Source organism: Nonomuraea sp. NPDC049028, assembly GCF_043197735.1.
Taxonomy (GTDB): Bacteria; Actinomycetota; Actinomycetes; order Streptosporangiales; family Streptosporangiaceae; genus Nonomuraea.
The window spans coordinates 354174-370789 of record NZ_JBICTR010000014.1 but is presented as its reverse complement, the minus strand read 5'-3'; the positions used below and the strand labels follow the sequence as shown (position 1 = coordinate 370789).

Annotated in this window: 18 protein-coding genes; 3 read left to right on the top strand and 15 right to left on the bottom strand. The window is 69.9% G+C overall.

The annotated features are described in order from the left end of the window. Window positions 1–58: 58 nt before the first annotated feature. Genes ACGFJ2_RS47225 through ACGFJ2_RS47205 form a run of 5 tightly spaced genes read right to left on the bottom strand, consistent with a single transcriptional unit; the run spans window position 59 to window position 3615 of the window. Window positions 59–832 carry a DUF6544 family protein gene (locus ACGFJ2_RS47225; RefSeq protein WP_358199357.1) on the bottom strand — a complete coding sequence of 258 codons (774 nt, stop codon included), beginning with the start codon at window positions 830–832 and terminating at the stop codon, window positions 59–61. Next, complete coding sequence (locus ACGFJ2_RS47220; RefSeq protein ID WP_393479790.1) at window positions 829–1695, bottom strand: universal stress protein; 867 nt, start codon at window positions 1693–1695, stop codon at window positions 829–831. The genes ACGFJ2_RS47225 and ACGFJ2_RS47220 overlap by 4 nt, the downstream gene beginning before the upstream one ends. Further along, entirely contained in the window at window positions 1622–2287 is a 666-nt protein-coding gene (locus ACGFJ2_RS47215; protein WP_393479787.1) for a flavodoxin family protein, read from the bottom strand. The genes ACGFJ2_RS47220 and ACGFJ2_RS47215 overlap by 74 nt, the downstream gene beginning before the upstream one ends. Before the next feature lie 18 nt (window positions 2288–2305). Then, complete coding sequence (locus tag ACGFJ2_RS47210; protein WP_393479785.1) at window positions 2306–2773, bottom strand: HPP family protein; 468 nt, start codon at window positions 2771–2773, stop codon at window positions 2306–2308. Then, window positions 2770–3615 carry a universal stress protein gene (locus ACGFJ2_RS47205; protein ID WP_393479782.1) on the bottom strand — a complete coding sequence of 282 codons (846 nt, stop codon included), beginning with the start codon at window positions 3613–3615 and terminating at the stop codon, window positions 2770–2772. Before ACGFJ2_RS47205 ends, ACGFJ2_RS47210 begins: the two co-directional genes overlap by 4 nt. A gap of 231 nt (window positions 3616–3846) precedes the next feature. On the opposite strand from ACGFJ2_RS47205, the gene ACGFJ2_RS47200 reads away from it, so the two are divergent. Continuing rightward, window positions 3847–4890 carry a zinc-dependent alcohol dehydrogenase family protein gene (locus ACGFJ2_RS47200; RefSeq protein ID WP_357952148.1) on the top strand — a complete coding sequence of 348 codons (1044 nt, stop codon included), beginning with the start codon at window positions 3847–3849 and terminating at the stop codon, window positions 4888–4890. A 163-nt stretch (window positions 4891–5053) separates the two neighbouring features. Here ACGFJ2_RS47200 and ACGFJ2_RS47195 read toward each other — a convergent pair whose 3' ends face one another. Beyond that, window positions 5054–5200, bottom strand: a complete 147-nt coding sequence (locus ACGFJ2_RS47195) for a hypothetical protein (RefSeq protein ID WP_393479780.1) — start codon at window positions 5198–5200, stop codon at window positions 5054–5056. A gap of 106 nt (window positions 5201–5306) precedes the next feature. Here ACGFJ2_RS47195 and ACGFJ2_RS47190 point away from each other — a divergent pair, with 106 nt between their 5' ends. After that, a complete protein-coding gene (locus ACGFJ2_RS47190; protein WP_393479777.1) occupies window positions 5307–6182 on the top strand; it encodes a universal stress protein in 876 nt (291 codons plus the stop codon). A gap of 39 nt (window positions 6183–6221) precedes the next feature. On the opposite strand, the gene ACGFJ2_RS47185 is transcribed toward ACGFJ2_RS47190, so the two are convergent. Together ACGFJ2_RS47185 and ACGFJ2_RS47180 are read right to left on the bottom strand one after the other, a co-directional pair. After that, on the bottom strand, window positions 6222–8801 hold the full coding sequence (locus ACGFJ2_RS47185; RefSeq protein ID WP_393479775.1) for a heavy metal translocating P-type ATPase: 2580 nt from the start codon (window positions 8799–8801) through the stop codon (window positions 6222–6224). Continuing rightward, window positions 8798–9013, bottom strand: a complete 216-nt coding sequence (locus ACGFJ2_RS47180) for a DUF2933 domain-containing protein (RefSeq protein WP_225291029.1) — start codon at window positions 9011–9013, stop codon at window positions 8798–8800. The genes ACGFJ2_RS47185 and ACGFJ2_RS47180 overlap by 4 nt, the downstream gene beginning before the upstream one ends. A gap of 601 nt (window positions 9014–9614) precedes the next feature. Here ACGFJ2_RS47180 and ACGFJ2_RS47175 point away from each other — a divergent pair. Beyond that, complete coding sequence (locus tag ACGFJ2_RS47175) at window positions 9615–10097, top strand: DUF305 domain-containing protein (protein WP_393479772.1); 483 nt, start codon at window positions 9615–9617, stop codon at window positions 10095–10097. 126 nt (window positions 10098–10223) lie between these two features. Here the strand turns inward: ACGFJ2_RS47175 and ACGFJ2_RS47170 are convergent, their stop codons facing one another. From ACGFJ2_RS47170 to ACGFJ2_RS47140, 7 genes are read right to left on the bottom strand one after another with little or no spacing between them, the layout of a single operon-like run. Next, window positions 10224–11180: a zinc-binding dehydrogenase gene (locus ACGFJ2_RS47170; protein ID WP_357952142.1), complete on the bottom strand. Its 957-nt coding sequence runs from the start codon at window positions 11178–11180 to the stop codon at window positions 10224–10226. Beyond that, window positions 11180–12058 carry an alpha/beta fold hydrolase gene (locus tag ACGFJ2_RS47165; RefSeq protein WP_357952141.1) on the bottom strand — a complete coding sequence of 293 codons (879 nt, stop codon included), beginning with the start codon at window positions 12056–12058 and terminating at the stop codon, window positions 11180–11182. Before ACGFJ2_RS47165 ends, ACGFJ2_RS47170 begins: the two co-directional genes overlap by 1 nt. A gap of 8 nt (window positions 12059–12066) precedes the next feature. Further along, window positions 12067–12201, bottom strand: coding sequence for a hypothetical protein (locus ACGFJ2_RS47160; RefSeq protein ID WP_358199462.1), 135 nt, complete (start codon window positions 12199–12201; stop codon window positions 12067–12069). Between the two features lie 2 nt (window positions 12202–12203). Continuing rightward, window positions 12204–13061 carry an alpha/beta fold hydrolase gene (locus ACGFJ2_RS47155; RefSeq protein WP_393479768.1) on the bottom strand — a complete coding sequence of 286 codons (858 nt, stop codon included), beginning with the start codon at window positions 13059–13061 and terminating at the stop codon, window positions 12204–12206. Between the two features lie 10 nt (window positions 13062–13071). Next, window positions 13072–14400: a M20 family metallopeptidase gene (locus ACGFJ2_RS47150; protein WP_393479765.1), complete on the bottom strand. Its 1329-nt coding sequence runs from the start codon at window positions 14398–14400 to the stop codon at window positions 13072–13074. Beyond that, entirely contained in the window at window positions 14397–15341 is a 945-nt protein-coding gene (locus ACGFJ2_RS47145; RefSeq protein WP_393479763.1) for a hypothetical protein, read from the bottom strand. The genes ACGFJ2_RS47150 and ACGFJ2_RS47145 overlap by 4 nt, the downstream gene beginning before the upstream one ends. Then, window positions 15341–16606, bottom strand: coding sequence for a Rieske 2Fe-2S domain-containing protein (locus tag ACGFJ2_RS47140; RefSeq protein WP_393479760.1), 1266 nt, complete (start codon window positions 16604–16606; stop codon window positions 15341–15343). Before ACGFJ2_RS47140 ends, ACGFJ2_RS47145 begins: the two co-directional genes overlap by 1 nt. Window positions 16607–16616: the final 10 nt, after the last annotated feature.

Here is a 16616-nt window from a genome sequence, read left to right as displayed (position 1 = left end):
CAACCGCTGCTTGATCAAACCACCCCGAACAAGACAGTCGGCAGCGGGACTTTCAGCGCTATCGGAACAGGGCGTCGTCGACGGTGAAGCGGATGAACTCGCCCTCGGCCCACCGATCGGTGCCGGGCCACCAGCCGCCCGCCAGGTAGGCCGGAATGGTGAAACCGTCGAATTCGATCTCGCGTCCGCATTCCACCCCGAACACGTGGTCGCGGTACCGGCCCTCCCCGGGATCACCCCAGCGGGACATCGTGACGCGCTCCAGCGCGCCGCTGGGCGCGATGGTCAGGGTCACGTCGTGATCCTCGGTTCCCACGGGAAGGCTGGCGATGGCATGGCGGTCGTCGATCGGCTTCCACCGTATCCTCGGGTCGAGTGCGGCGGCGGGCGCCATGACGAACTCACATGCCAGCCGCCCGGCGGCGCTTCTGGTGATGTCCGGGCCGGCACCCGACATCACGGGGATGAGGTCCAGCAACCGCCAGCGCATCTCCCCCTGACCGGCGCGATACCGGTCGAACCCGTGCACGGGTAGCAATCCCAGGTACGCAGTTGCCGACCACACGAAGCCCTCCATCGGCAGGAGTACCTGCTGGGCGCGGAAGTCGCGCCAGGTGCTGAGCCGGATGGAGCCGTGCATGTCCAGCACCACCGCACGCAACAGGGGTGTCCCCGGAGCGATGGCGTGCAGCACCCAGCGGCGCGCCGGTTCCGGCAGGTGGCCGGCCTGTGCGGGGTCGAACTCCTGGGCATCCTTGGTCTGCGCCTGCAGGAGGTCCCAGTCGTGGCAGGCGGTCTCGGTCATGTACGGCGGGGCGACGATGACACTCATGACCGCCGCCAAGGAGTCTGTACCACGGCCACCGGGCAGCAGGCCCGGTGCAGGACACCGTGGCTGACCGACCCGAGTGCCGCCGAGGCGAAGCCGCCCAGTCCGCGTGATCCGACCACCACGAGCGCCGCCTTCTCGGACGCCCTGGCCAGGACCGGGACCGGGTGGCCCGGGACGATCGACTCGATCACCTCGACGTCCGGGTACTTCTCATGCCACGGCGCCAGGCGCAGCCGGATCTCCGCCACCTCCTCGCCCGGCGCACCGGTCAGGAACGGGCCGTACCCCGCGGGATGTGGGGCGAGCCTCGGTGTCCTCTGGCCGTACACGACACGAACCGGCGCGCGCCGCGCCCCAGCCTGTTCCAGGGCGTATTCCAGCGCCGACTCCGCGAACGGGGAGCCGTCGAAGCCGACCACGATCTCCCGATGGCTGCCGGGGACGGGCATCCGGACGACGACCACCGGGCTGTGCGCGTGCCCGGCCAGGCCGAGACCCACCGAGCCCAGCACCAGTCCGGCGAATCCGCCGAGCCCTCTGCTGCCCACGACCACGCTGTCGGCCGTCTCCGACTCGCCCTTCAGCCGCTCGATCACCGAGCCCGTGACCACAGCCGTCGAGACCTCCAGTTCGGGAGTGAGCCTCCGTACCTGCTCCGCGGCCTGGTCGAGCAGGTACGTGCACCGCTCGGTCAGAGTCTGCCGGTCACTGGCCCTGGCGGACGGATGCTCCGCCGCCCATGGCTCTCGCACGAGCACGATCCGCAACGGAAGCCCCCTGCGGGAGGCATCATCGGCGGCCCAGCCGAGCGCCGATCCGGCCGATGGCGATCCGTCCACGCCGACCACGATCGCTCTGCTCATCGTCATCCTCCTTCGGGTTTCTCCGCCCGGATGTGGCACACGCCCCCGGTTTCCTTACCTCCAGCACACACCTATCGGCCCGCGGCTCCATGACGGTCTCAGGACGCCGGGACAGGGAAGGACGAGGCGAGGTGCCTGCCCCATTGCCTGGCCCGCTCCACCTCGCCGACCACCAGCGGCCCCTGAGTTCCGGTGACGTAGAAGCTCTCGGCGGGCGAGGCCAAGGCCAGGCCGAGCCGACGCAGTCGCTTGGCGACACCGCGCGCGGCTTGGCGATCCGCGTGTCGAAGGCGGCCGAGGCGAGTCTGGCCGACGGCGACCGAACAGTGGCCAGCCACTCCCGCACCCCCTGCCCTTGGGAGAGCACCCGGCCCTGCTGGGCGGCCGATTGCCGGGTCGAGGCCCTGCTCATCCCGAAGGCGTGCGTCGGGCCGCCGACGACGAGCAGGCCGAGGTCCTCCCCGACCGAGGCGGGCGCGGAGCCGACCTCCAGGACCTCTGTCCTCATCGTGGTGGCCAGCCCCTCCGCCACCGCCTCGGCGATCTGCTTGGTGTTGCCGAACATGGACTCGTACACGATCAGCGCGTACATCTCCTGCCTCCTTCGAAGTCAGCTCCGCGCCGGTATCACAGGTTCGAGGTGGAACATGCCGGTCACCACCTCGCCGCCCTCTTTCAGGTGATGGCTACGTCCGGCCACCGCCGACACGACATCGCGGGCGGTGATCATCCCGACCAGTCCCTGACCGGACACCACGGGTACGGCGTCACAGCCGGCGTCGGTCATCACGGCCGCGACCTGGGTCAGCGGGTCGTCCGGCTGCACCCGCGGCCTGCGCTCACCGGCCAGCAGCTCGCCCACCTGGCGGTTCGACTGTTCCTGCGGACCACCCGACCAGGAGGCGGCCAGATGCTCGCGCGATAGGAGGCCCACCACGTGCTGCCCCTCGACGACCGGCAAGTGGTGCACACCGGCGCGGCGCATCAGTTCCCAGGCCATCAGCGGCGACTCATCCGGCTTGACCGCCACCAGGATGCGGCTCATCACCTGCTCGGCGGTCAGCGACTCGATGTTCATGGCCTCTCCTCGCGGGGCCGGACGATCGCGACCGGGCAAGTGGCGTGGTGCAGTACGGCGTGACCGACCGAGCCCAGCACCGCCGAGGCGAAGCCACCCAGCCCGCGCGACCCGACGACGACCAGGTCGGCCGTGGTCGCGGCGTTGATCAGGGCGCCGGCCGGGTGCTCCCACAGTTGCGCGTCGGTGATCTCGACGTCGGGGTTCTTCTCACGCCAGGGGACCACCCGCTCGCCGGCTATCCGGACCTCGTGCTGAAAGGCCTTCTCCAGCAAGCTGTTGTAGGCGGCTGCGTACGGCGAGAAGATCGGCTGCTGCCAGGCATACAGGACATGCAGCCGCGCTTGCCGGGCCCGGGCCTGCTCGACGGCGTACTGCATGGCGGCTTCGGAGTGCTCGGACCCGTCGTAGCCGACGACGATCCGGCCGTGCTCTTCCTGGCCGGGCCCGCGTACGATCACGACCGGGCCCCGCGCGTGGCCGGCGACGGCCATGCTGACCGAGCCGAGCACCATGCCGCCGAAACCGCCGAGCCCCCGGCTGCCCAGCACCACGCTGTCGGCCGACGCGGACTCATCGATCAGATCGTCGATCACGTTCCCGGCACGCAGTTCCGTCGTCACCTGGACCCCGCGGGCCAGCTCACGCGCCCGGTCAGCGGCGACCTCCAGCGCACCCGCGCAGTACTTCGTGCTGAGCTCGCCGACCCCGTGCGGCCACTGCTCGCACACATGTACGAGCCGCAGGTCGAGCCCTCTGCGCCGCGCGTCGGCGGCGGCCCATTCCACTGCTGCTGTCGCCGGCGCGGACCCGTCCACACCGACCACGATCCGTCCGGTCATCACGCATCTCCTTCACGAGCTCAACTCACACCTCCAGCCTCGCGAAACAGGCGGCCGGCCGCCGGAGGACGAAGTCCCGAATCCGAGTGCCATTGGTCCCAGAGCTAGCCGGCGCGCAGGACTTTGATCGGGCTGTAGGCGCGGCCGAAAGGCAGCGATGGAACGGGACCTTCGTCCCTATTCAGGCCGACCCGTTCCGGCAAACGTGAAAGGTGAAGACAACCAGGAGGCATGATGAAGGCGCTCATCTACCACGGTCCCGGCCGGCGGTCCTGGGAGGAGACTCCCGATCCGCAGCTGATCGAGCCCACCGACGCCATCGTCCGTGTGGACGCGGTCACCATCTGCGGCACCGACCTGCACATCCTCAAGGGCGACGTGCCCACTGTCGAGCCGGGCACGATCCTCGGCCACGAAGCGGTCGGCACCGTCACGGCGACCGGAAACTCGGTCGGCACCGCCAAGCCGGGAGACCGGGTGCTGGTGTCGTGCATCTCGGCGTGCGGGCGCTGCCGCTACTGCCGTATCGGCATGTTCGGCCAATGCCTGGGCGGCGGCGGCTGGATCCTCGGCCACCGCGTCAACGGCACCCAAGCCGAACACGTCCGCGTGCCGTTCGCCGACACCTCCACCCACCTGCTGCCCGACGGCGTCACCGACGAGGCCGCGCTCATGCTCGCCGACATCCTGCCCACCGCCTACGAGGTCGGCGTGCTGAACGGCCACGTACGGCCAGGCGACACGGTCGTGATCGTCGGAGCCGGGCCGATCGGCCTGGCCGCGATCACCACCGCGCAGCTGTTCACGCCCAGCCACATCGTCGCCGTCGACCCCGCCCCCTCACGGCTGGAGGCCGCCAAGCAGCTGGGCGCGGACCTGGTCGTGGGCGCGGGCGACGACCCGGCCGGCGCGATCGCCGAGCTGACCCGAGGGCTGGGCGCCGACGTCGCCATCGAAGCCGTCGGCCTCCCGGAAACCTTCGAACTCTGCACCCGCCTGGTACGCCCCGGCGGCCACGTCGCCAACGTCGGCGTCCACGGCACACCGGCCACCCTGCACCTCGAAGACCTGTGGATCCGCAACCTCACCATCACCACCGGCCTGGTCGACACCTACTCCACGCCGACCCTCCTGGACATGATCGCCGCCGGACGGCTGGACCCCGCCAGGTTCATCACCCACCGCTTCGCCCTGCAGGACATGGCCGCCGCCTACGAGACGTTCGCCGACCCGGCGGCGACCGGAGCTCTCAAGGTGGTCCTGTCCCGCGGTTGACGCCGGTCCGGCCGCACTACGAAGGAACCGCGTGCACGCTCAATTCCGCGCCCACGGCGTGGCCAGCACCTGAAAGGTTGATCCGCTCCGATCTGCGTGGTCCTGGCCGGCTCCCCGCCGCGGCCCGTCCGGGCCCCGTTGTCCTGGCCCGGAGCCCGACGACTCATGACGCCCGCTCACTCCGGGGCCGGACCACCGCGACCGGGCAGGTGACGTTGCCCTTGCGCAGGTCCGTGGTCACCTCCGCACCCGGCGCCGGCTCGCGCGCCCGATTGGCGGCCTGGAGCGCTTCGGCGCAGTACAGCCTCATCCAGGCTGACACCGGATGCCGTTGGTCCATCATCTCCAAGTTTTGGGGCTTCTGGCCCTGCCCGGTTAGCCACCGACGGGCTGAAATGGAAAAGGGGGAATGTACGATGCCTGATCTGATCGTGGTGGGTGTCGATGGTTCGGTGCCCGGATTCGACGCCGTGGCATGGGCGGCCGACGACGCCTTTCGGATGCATGTGCCGCTGCGTAACGTCGGTGTGGTGGAAACCTGGCCGTACCAGGTGCCGCAGATTCCCGCACCTGAGTGGGACGAGGCGCTGATCGAGAACTCGCGGAAGGTCCTGGCACAAGCCGAGGAGATCGCGCGCGAACGTCAGCCTACTATCGAGGTGAGCACCGAGCTGATGACCGGAACACCGGCGGCCGTCCTTCGCGAGCAGGCCGGCGACGCAATCGAGCTGGTGGTCGGTGGTAGAGGGCTGGGTGGCTTCGCCGGGGCTGTACTCGGCTCGGTCAGCATGAACGTCGCGGGCCAGGTGCCGGTTCCGGTGGTCGTCGTCCGGCCAAGGGCCGCTGTGGCCCACGGTGAGATCGTCGTCGGTCTCGATGGCTCCCCCACGTGCGAGCCCGCCCTGGCCTATGCCTTCCGGCAAGCCGAACTGCGCGGAAGCACATTGCGGGCGGTATACGCCTGGGCCCTGCCGTTCGCACTGGCCGCCGGCTTCTCCTGCGACTTCGAAGCGTTGCGTGAGGCCCAACAGCGCGTCGCCGAGGAACAACTCGCGTCGTGGCGGGAGAGATACCCACAGGTCAAGGTGATCGCGGACGTGCGGTGTGCCCACCCCGTCGATGCGCTCGCCGCCGCCGGTGACCGAGCCGACCTGCTGGTCGTCGGCTCGCATGGCAGGAGCGCGATCGGGTCGATCGTCCTTGGCTCGGTCAGCCGAGGCGTCTTGCACCACGCACACTGCACGGTGACGGTGGTGCGCGCCAAGGACGCACCTACTCCGGCGCGCCGGTAGCCTCTGCGAGTTCCATCTCCATGACTTCCAGCCGCGCGTTCAGGTCATCGACTCATGCCCGGTCTTGCCGGTATCTCGGTTGGACTCGGAATCACCACCATCCCGCACAACCGGGTCGGTGACAGCGGTGGACTCGGCTCCCGTTTCGACGGTGACGTGCTGATCGGGCGGGAGTGGCGGCGCCGGGAGCAACGCCGGCGGGGTCAAGCGGCGCAGCCGGTTGGCATTGCCCACCACCGACAGCGACGACAGTGCCATCGCGGCGGCAGCGAAGACCGGGCTGAGCCGGATGCCGAGGAAGGGGTAGAGCACCCCCGCCGCGACCGGGATGCCGACCACGTTGTAGACGAATGCCAGGAACAGGTTCTGCCGGATGTTGCGCATCGTGGTCCGCGACAGCCGTACCGCGGTAACCACTCCGCCGAGCGCGCCGGAGATCAACGTGATGTCGGAGGCCTCGATCGCCACGTCGGTGCCGGTGCCGATGGCGAAGCCGACATCGGCCTGGGCCAGCGCGGGCGCGTCGTTGATGCCGTCGCCGACCATGCCGACCCGCGCCCCTTCTCCCTGCAGGCGGGCGATCTCGGCAGACTTGTGCGCGGGCAACACCTCGGCCAGCACCCGGGTGATGCCGACCTGGCGGGCGATGGCCTCGGCCGTCCGCCGGTTGTCCCCAGTGATCATCACCACCTGAAGTCCCAGCCGTTGCAGAGTCGCGACGGCCTGGCGGGAGTCGTCCTTGACGGTGTCGGCCACCGCGATCACCCCAGCGGGCTCGCCGTCTACAGCGACCATGATCGGGGTACGGCCCGCCCGGGCGAGGCGATCGGCCTCTTCCTCAAGCGCCGAGGTATCGCCGAGCAGACGCTTCCCGCCGACCAGCACACGACGCCCCTCAACGGTCGCCGCGATGCCCTGCCCCGTGACCGATTCGAACTCCGACGGCTCGGTGAGGATCAGGCCGCGCCCGGTCGCGCCCTCGACCACGGCCTGGCCCAGGGGGTGCTCGGAGGAACGTTCGGCGCAGGCGGCCAGGCGGAGCACCTCATCGGCTGCCCAGTCACCGTACGGAACGACGTCCGTGAGCGCCGGCTTGCCACGAGTGATGGTGCCGGTCTTGTCCAGGACGATCGTGTCGAGCCTGCACGCGGTTTCCAGGGCTTCGGCGTCGCGGATCAGGATGCCGGACTGAGCCCCCTTCCCGGTGCCCACCATGATCGAAAGCGGGGTGGCCAGCCCAAGCGCGCATGGACAGGCGATGATCAGTACGGCTACCGCCGCCACCAATGCCAGCGTCAACGCCGGCGCCGGTCCGGCGACGAACCACACAGCGAACGTCACGATCGCGATGGCGATGACCACCGGGACGAAATAGCCGGACACCAGGTCGGCCAGCCGCTGGATCGGCGCACGGGAGGCTTGGGCGGCCTGGACGAGACGGATGATCTGAGCCAGCGCCGTTTCCGCGCCCACTTTCTCGGCCCTGAACGTGAACGATCCCGTCTGGTTGACCGTCGCGCCCACCACCTCATCGCCCGGACCCTTGTCCACCGGGATCGACTCGCCGGTCACCATCGACTCATCCAGCGTCGAGCGCCCCTTGACGACGACCCCGTCGACCGGAACCTTCTCGCCCGGCCGTACGACCACCACATCGCCCGGCACGACGTCCGCGATCGGAATCTCGATCTCCGCACCGTCGCGCTGGACCCGGGCAGTCCTGGCCTGCAGACCGATCAGCTTGCGGATCGCCTCGCCCGTGCCCGCCTTGGCCCGTACCTCCAGCAAACGGCCGAGCAGGATCAGCGTCAGGATGACCCCGACGGCCTCGTAATAGACGTCACGGACCCCCTCCGGCAGCAAGCCGGGCGCGACCGTGGCCAACAGGCTGTAGCAGAAGGCGGCACTCGTACCCAGCGTGATCAGGCTGTTCATGTCCGCCGAGCGGTGCCGCAGAGCGAGCCAGCCCACGCGATGGATCGGCCAGCCGGTATAGAACATCACCGGCGCGATCAGCGCGAGCTGCACCCAGCGGTTGAGCAGGAACTCCGGGATCCATCCCGCCCCGAAGAGCTCATGCGCCATGACGACGATCGCCACAGGCAGGGTCAGCACAGCCCCGACCAGGACCCGACGCGACAGGTCGGCGATCTCGGCACGCCGCTCCGTCGCCTCGACATCCTGCGAAGGCTGTTCGGCCAACGAAGGTGCGGTACCCGCGGCGACATCGTGACCGCCGTCGGAGCCCGGTTCGACGATCAGGCGGCCGTGCACCATGTTCATCCCGCAGGCGAAGCCGTACTCCCCCGCACTGCCCGGCGGCAACTCCACGGTGGTCTTGGCAAAGGCAGGCAGCGTCCGGCTGACGCCGAAATCGGCGAACACCACCCGGGAGGTGCAATCCCCGCTCTCTCTCCGGTTGAAGGTCAGCCGCACAGGGGTGCCCTGCCGTACCCGGATGATGTCCGGCGAGAAGCCGCCCCGTACGACGATCTCGATCTCCTGTACTCCGTCACGCAGCTCGGCCAGGCTGCTCTTCCTCGGCCCGAAGAAGTACCAGCCGAGGAAACCCAGCAAGGCCAGGGAGATACCGATCACGACCCAGTCGGTGGAGGTCACGGCTGCCCTGCCCCCTTGTGATCCTCGCCCTGACGGTCATGCTGCGTGTCGCCGTCGTGGCCGCTCATGGATCGCATCATCATCAGCATCATGAGCGGGCAGCCCAGCAGGATGACCACGAGCAGGACCGTACTCGGCGGGGCGCCGGCCCAGACGGCCGCGATCGCGGCCACGGCGGCGACAGCCGCCATGATCAGGTGCTGCTTCATCATGATGGCCTCCGTGGGTTGTCGCGTGCATGCCGTTGGCGGATCGACTCCGGGACCGTCATCGCGAACACGATGAGCACGAGGATGCTGAGAAATACCAAGCACGTCGGTTTCTCTCCGTCCTTCTCTACTATGTTTTCACCAGCATGTGACGGAGACTTCGCCGGCGGCTATAGCAGAACGTCCTGATGATAAGGGTCGAAAGTCCCACCAACCTGCTACTATTAGTCGTAGTAGATGGGAGCGAAGCGCTTCATTGTCGAAGCCACACGCCGGATCTCGATGAGTGCTACACCGCGTTCCCGGCGTCCTCGGCCCGCCCGGACTGCGGCACCGTGCAAGCTCCGCAGCAGAGCGCAGGGGCCATGAATGGCATCGTCGTCCCATCTCCGCCGCCAACCCCTGGCGCAAGAAGCCGCTGATCCACCACCACCTCCAGGCCATCGGCGATCTCTGCGCCCGCCCCCTCCGGAGACGCACCCCGGCCCAGCCATCCCGATCGGGCGGCGTTGGTCCCGGGGGATGAAGGCCCAACGGCCCTGGTCCTGGCCACGGACCGAGCGCCACGTTGGAAGCAGGACACCTGCAGGAGCGGAGGAGCGAGATGAGACCTTCGACAACGGCGGCAATCGCCGCCGGGGCGTTGCTCGCCGCCGCCGCCGTCGGCGGGGCCGCCCTCGCCACCGCCCACCACCAGCCCACCGCAACCGCGGCGGGATGGCCGCAGACCGGCGGGCCGATGGGTGGGATGCGACGAGTTACCTTGAACAACGAGACCGACTACCTGACCCAGATGGTGCCCCATCACCAGGAGGCGGTCGAGGCGGCCGGCCAGTTGCAGCGTTCGGGCCGGGCCGAGATGCGCGCTCTGGGCGCTTCCATCGTCAAGACGCAGACTGCCGAGATCACCACCATGAAGGCATGGCTGGCCACGTGGTACCCGGGCCGCGCGGCCGCGAGTTACCGGCCGATGATGCGCGATCTGTCCAAGCTGTCGGGCGACGCACTGGATCGAACGTTTCTCGAGGACATGATCGGCCACCACATGGCAGCGGTGATGATGTCGTCCAGATGCAGCAGCATCTGACCGACTGGTTCGACGGGCGCTGGCGGATGCCCTACGGACCGTGAGGACGGCTACGTGGCTCCACCATCGCGCGGGCGCTCCAGCCGAACCCGCGGATCGTCCAGACCGGCGACAGCCCGCCGCGGGTCAGGCTTCCACGCCGAACTCGACCACGGCACGGCCGCGCAACCTGCCGTCGCGCAGCAGTTCCAGGGCCTTCGCGATCTCGGACAGGTCGAACCGTTCGACCTCCACACTGAGCTCCCCCGCGGCCAGACGCTCGATCAGCGCCGGGGCCACCTCGCGAGCGCGCCGCTCGTGCCGGACCATGTTGACCGGAAGCAGCGCCACGTCGTCGAGCAGCCAGGACGGCAGATCGACGGTGACGGACGCCCCCAGCACGTAGCCGATCACGACGGCCCGGCCGCCGGGACGGACCCACCGCGAGCGCTCGACCAGTCCGCTCCCACCGAGCGTGTCGACCAGCAGGGACGCCGAGCGCGCCGCCGCCAGCTCCGCGACCGCCTCGGCGTCGTCGGTGACCACCCCGCGGATCCCCTCGGGCACCTGACCGAGCTGGTCGGCCCGGCCGACCACCCCGGTCACCGTGGCTCCGGCCAGCCGGGCCTGCTGAGCCACCATGGCGCCGACCGCGCCGGCCGCGCCGGTCACGATGACCTCCTCGCCCGGCTCCAGGCGGGCGACGTCGTTCAGGGCGACGTACGCCGTGGTGGTCGGTACGAAGAACGACGCCGCGACCTCCGGGGGCAGCGGCGACGCCAGCGGGGTGACGGCCTTGGGAGAGACGCTGAGGCGTTCGCGCCAGCAGCCGTCGCGCAGCAGGCCGAGCGCGCCACCGCGAAGGAGCACCTGCGTGCCCGGAGCCAGGGTGTCGGACTCCAGGACCTCCCCGGCGGCCTCGACACCGCCCACGTACGGAAGCGGGGGCTTCATACCGAAAGACCCGCCGGCGACGGTCAGGTCCAGATGCCCCAGCGCCGCCGCACGTACCTCGACCAGCACCTCTCCTGGCTTGCGTACGGGCTCGGGCAGCTCCTCCACGACCGGCGCGGCCCCCCACTCGTGGAAGCGGGCCGCGCGCATCAGCCGCGCCCCTTGCCGGAGAAGCCCGCCGCCGAGCTCTTGGCCAGGAAGGCCAGGCTGAGCGGGTTGTAGCGGGCGGCCTGCTCGTGCTGCGGCCAGTGGCCGCACTCCTCGAACAGCTCCAGCTCCGAGCCCGCGATGGCCTCGTGCATGGCGGTGGCCTCCGGCACGTCGCCGAACGGGTTCTTGCGGCCCCAGACGATCAGCGTGGGCTGGGTGATCTTGGCCAGATCGTCGCGGCGAAGGATGTTGCGCAGGCGGGTGTCCATGTCCTGCAGGCATAGCAGATTGTCGAGGTTGTCGACGAACTCGGGCTCGTGGTAGATGGCGTGGCGCACCTCCACCAGCTCCTCGGTCGCGTCGGCCGGGTCGGCCATCAGCAGCCGCAGCCGCTTGCGGGTCAGCTCCACGTCATCGCTGACCACGGCCTCGCGGGTGCTCGTCCGGATCCGCTTCATGACCTCGGGGTTGGCCACGGTCCCGCCCGCGCAGAGCAGCTGCAGGCTGGCCACACGGTCGGGGTGGTCGATGGCGGTACGTCCGCCGACCCAGCCGCCCAGCGACTCCCCCACGATGTGGGCGCGCTCGATGCCCACCGCGTCGAAGTAGGCCAGCAGGTGGTCGACGTAGCGCGGGATCTCGTAGGCGTAGTCGGGCTTGCCCGTGTAGCCGTGGCCCAGCATGTCGATGGCGTGGCACTCGTAGTCCGCCGCGTGCGCGGGCAGGTTGCGGGTGAACGCCTCGAGGTGGCCGCTGGTCCCGTGCAGGAACACCACGGGCTCGCCCGACCCGGCCCGGAGGCTGCGGGTGCGCACTCCTCCGGCGTCCACGTACGAGACGCTCAGGCTCAGGGGGCTCAGTTCGGTCCAGATACTCATCGTCACCTTCAGCGGTCGAGAGCGGGCTTGTCTTGGTTGATGCGGTGCACCTGGGTGTTGCTGCGGGCCGCGAGCAGGCGGCCCAGGATCGCGGCCAGCGCGACGACCGGCACGGCGATCAGCAGCTTCGTCGATCTGGACATGCTCATCTCCATGGGTCCTTGAGGGAGTTCAGGAACCCGGTGACCACCGCGTGGTAGGCGCCCGGTCGTTCCTCCTGCAGGTGGTGCGAGGCGTGGTCCATGATGTGCAGGTTCCCGCGCGGCACCATGCGGGCGAGCATGAGCGGATAGTCGGGGGTGAGGAAGGCGTCCTGCATGCCCCAGATGAACAGCGCGGGCGCCTGGATCTGGCCCAGTTCGGCGGTGAGGTCCTGCCATTCGCCACGGGGTGAGTCCGACATCGCGGCCAGCTCTCGCTCACCGGGGTCAAGGCTCTGCTCGTAGCGCAGGTCCAGGGTGGTCTCGGGCAACTTGTCGCCGTCGTACCACTCCAGCCGGGTGATGAGGTCGCGCATCTTCTGCCGCGTGGGCCCCTCGCCGCCGTAGTAGGCGTCCCGGGCTGCGCGGCCGCGGCGGCCGTTCTCTGGCAGCGGCGCGAGCGGGCCGTAGAACACCGGCATGCTGCCGGTGATGACCAGGGAACGCACCCTTTCGGGGTAGCGGGCGGCCAGGCACAGCGCGATGGTGCCGCCCCAGGAGTTGCAGACGAAGTCGGCCTGCTCCACACCCAGCGTGTCCATGAGCGCGACGGTCTTGGCCGCGTGGAAGTCCCACATCGGGCCGGTGATGAGGCACTTCTCCGACTTGCCGTACTGCAGGATGTCGACGATCAGGCAGCGGCGGTCGGCGGCGAACAGCGGCGCCACCGGGCCGAAGTCGCTCCATCCGGTGCAGCCGGGGCCGCCGCCGTGCAGGAAGATCGTGTCCGCCCCCGAGCCCAGGTCGAGGTAGTGGTATTTGACGCCGTCGGCGTCGGCGTACGAACCGGTGGGGGGTTCCATATCGCCTCCTTTAATCATCGGTCTCGCCGTCATTAAGCTCGTCGATCTCGGCGCGCGTCCGTGTGGTGGTGTCGACCGCCACCCGTACGAGCACCTCGCACAGGCGGCGCATGGCTCTGACGTCGACGGTGTTCATCCCACGGGCGAAGTCGACGTCGAACTCGGTGGAGACGACCTTCGGCATGCCCACCCGGGCGGTCGGGATCCCCCGCGCGCGCAGGATGTTGGCGTCGGTCGCGCCGCTGTTGCCGTCGATGGGCTCGTGCGGGCGCCCGGCCACGCTCTCCCAGGCACGAACGGCACTGCGGACGACCCAGTCCTCCGGCGGCGTGCGCGTGCCCGGGATGGCCAGCACCATCTCGACCGTCAGCTCCACGCCCAGCTCGGCCGACAGCGCGCGGACGTACTCCGCCAGCTCCCGCTTGGCCGCCAGCGGCGTCGTGCCGGGCGCGATCCGCAGGTCGAGGCGGATGCGGCAGGCCGCGGGCGTGACGGCCGGCATGCGCTCCCAGCCGCCGGCGATCGAGCCGATGATCCCCTGAGGCGCGGCCGTCGCGGTGCGGTGCCGCTCGGGATAGGCCGCCAGCCACCCTTCCAGGCGCGTCACCACTTTGGCGGCGGTCACGATCGGATTCTGGTACGGCAGGCGGTGCCGGCTGCCGGCGTAGGTGTGGATCCCCGGTACGACGATCTCGAACCAGCACAGACCGACCTCTTCGTGCGCGACGAAGTCACCCGGTTTGGCGATCACGGCGTAGTCGGGCTGCCAGCCGCGTTCGAGCAGGAAGGAGCAGCCGACGCCCTGCCCGGTGTTCAGACGGCCGGTGCCGTCGATGGCGTTGGTCGGCATGCCGCCCGCTCCGAAGGCGACCAGCAGGTCTCCGGCGGGCCGCGCGCCCACCGAGGCCAGGGCCTCGCCCACCATGAGGACGCACGCCGCGTGGCCCTTGGGGTTGCTCGCGCCGAGGCCGGTGACGTAGGGGCCGTCGCACTGTGCCTCGGCCCGCATGTCGGGGCGCAGCCCGGGGCCGATCCACGGCACGTCTTCGTCCGGGTCGCCGGTGGTCAGGGTGTCGATCGGGGCGTACAGCATCAGGTCGGCGCCCGTACCGTCGCCCCTCAGCCGGCCGATCGCGTTGGCCTGGCCGTCGTCGATGCGCTGCAGGTGCGACTCCAGGCCCGCGGCGGCGAGCCGTTCGGCCAGCCGCCGGGCCAGCGGCTCCTCCCCTCCGGTGGGGCTGGCGATGGAGGTGACCTCCACTGCGGCCTTGCGCAGCCGGGCCTCGGTGATCGTGGCGAGGGCCTGGGCCACCATCCGCTCGCGCTCGTCCTTGTTCATATCGATCCGGCGGGCTCGATGATGGCCACCCCCATGCCGGTCAGCCATTCCGGCATCGGCGCGTAGGCCAGCGTCCGGCCGGGTGCGAAGCCCAGCGCCGCCGCCATGGTCAGCCAGGTACGCAGTTCCTGGCCGCCGTTGCCGGCCACCGCCTCGATCTCCGCCGTTGACAGGTTCGCGTACCGCGCCAGCTCGCCCTTCTCCAGCGCGGCGAGGAACTCCTCGTCGAACTCGGGAAAGATGGTCGGCCGGGCGGCGGTGATGATCTGCCGCCGGCGCGCGTCGTACCGCTGCCAGTCGCCCCGGCCCTCGCGCCAGGCCTCCACCAGGAACTCCTCGTCCTCTCCTTCGGGGTCCTGCCAGCGGCTCGGCCACGGGAGCCGGTGCGACAGGCCGCCCGAGGCGATGACGGCGACCCGCAGCTCGTCCGGCAGCGCCGCCACCGCGGCGGCGATGTTGCGCCCGAGCTCGACGCAGCGCCGCATGAGCGGCAGCGGCGTGGCGAACACGTTGACCACCAGCGGGATCACCGGCACGTCGAGGTCACGCAGGAGGTACTGGATCGCGTGGCTCTGACCGTGGTCGATCTGCAGCTTCGCCGAGATCGCCACCTCGGTGCCCGCCGCCACCAGGGATTCGGCGACGGCCTGGGCGACGGCCGGGTTGGTGCGCTGGGGTCCGGACGGCGTCCCGGCCTCTCCGGAGGAGACGACCTGGTCCACCCCGAGGGTGAAGGCGGGGATCAGGTCCAGCCAGAAGCCCCGGAAGTGGTTCGAGCCGATGATGATCGCCACGTCGGGACGGGCCGCGGCGAGGGCGTCGCGGGCCGTGCCGAGCGCGTCGCGGAAGCGTTCGGCGTCGTCTTTGTGCTCGACCTGGTCCCAGTGCGTGTTCATGAGCGTGGAGTGGGACGCGCCCACGCCCAGGACGATCCTGGCCATCAGCCGGCCTGCTTCGGAGGCCGGGCGTCCTGTTTTGGCGGCCGGGGGTCGTCGACGGCGAGCCCGGAGGCGCGCAGCCGTTCGATGCGCTCCTCTGTGACGTCCTCGGCGAGCTTGCGCCACTGCAGGAGCGAGTCGTCGGGACGATAGAGCCGTTCCGGCGGCGCGTCGGTCACCTCGACCATCCATTTGTCCTGGCCGGAGAACTGGCCGTGGAAGAGCCAGCGGACGGCGCCGAGATACTTGGCGTAGAAGGGCAGCGTCTTGACGCCCTTCTCGAAGTTGGCCATCGCGCCGACATAGAGATGGTTGTCGGCGTCGACGGGCACGTAGAACTCGTAGTGGATGAAGGTCGGGTAGACGATGCGCAGCACGCCCGGCATGCTCACCGAGGCGAAGCCGGGGAAGTCCTCGGCGGCGATGGCCGGGTTCACCTTCCGGTGGCTGCCCGTGTTGCCGATGTTGGCGACCTGCTTCGGCGGCTTGAGCTTGAACCACGCCTGGTTGTTCCACCGGCCGAGACCCGGGAAGTCGGCGTCCCAGTGCTGGGCCTCCTGCACCCGGTAGATCCAGCGGCCGCGGCGCTCGATCCGCGTCTCGTTCCACACCGGCATGGCCTTGAACAGCCGCCACAGCGCGGTGCGGTGCAGGTACTTCGCGTGCCCCTCGTCATAGCCGTTCTCGCAGGCGAAGCGCCAGTTCCCCTCGCGCGCCTGGATCCGCGCGCCGATCACGGCGGGGTTGTCGCGCAGCTCCTCGGGGAGCTGATCGTCGATGGGCGGCGCGTCCTCACCGTCCCCCACGAAGATCCACACCATGCCGAGGCGCTCCTCGACCTCGTAGGTCGGCTGGGTCACCTTCCCGCAGATCGGCGACTGCGGCCCGTCGGTGATCGCCGCCTTCAGATCGCCGGTCTCCAGGTCGAAGGTCCAGCCGTGGTACGCGCACGAGATCGTGCCGGGGAACTGCTGATTGCCGTAGCTCAGCGGCACGCCCCGGTGCGGGCACCGGTCCTTGAGCGCGTACGCCTTGCCGCCGTCACGGATGACGACGATGCGCTCGCCGAGCAGGGTGATCGCCTTGGGCTTTCCCGTGATGTGCGAGGAGAACGCCACCGGATACCAGTAGCCGCGAAACCCGCTGTCGGCACCCTGGTAGTGGGGCCAGCTCGACCAGTCCTGGCGTCCGGGCAGCTTGCCCCGTCGTGACGGCCGGCGTCTGGCGACACCCCCGCTCGCAGCCGGCGCACCCGCCTCTGCACTCATTCTCGCCTCC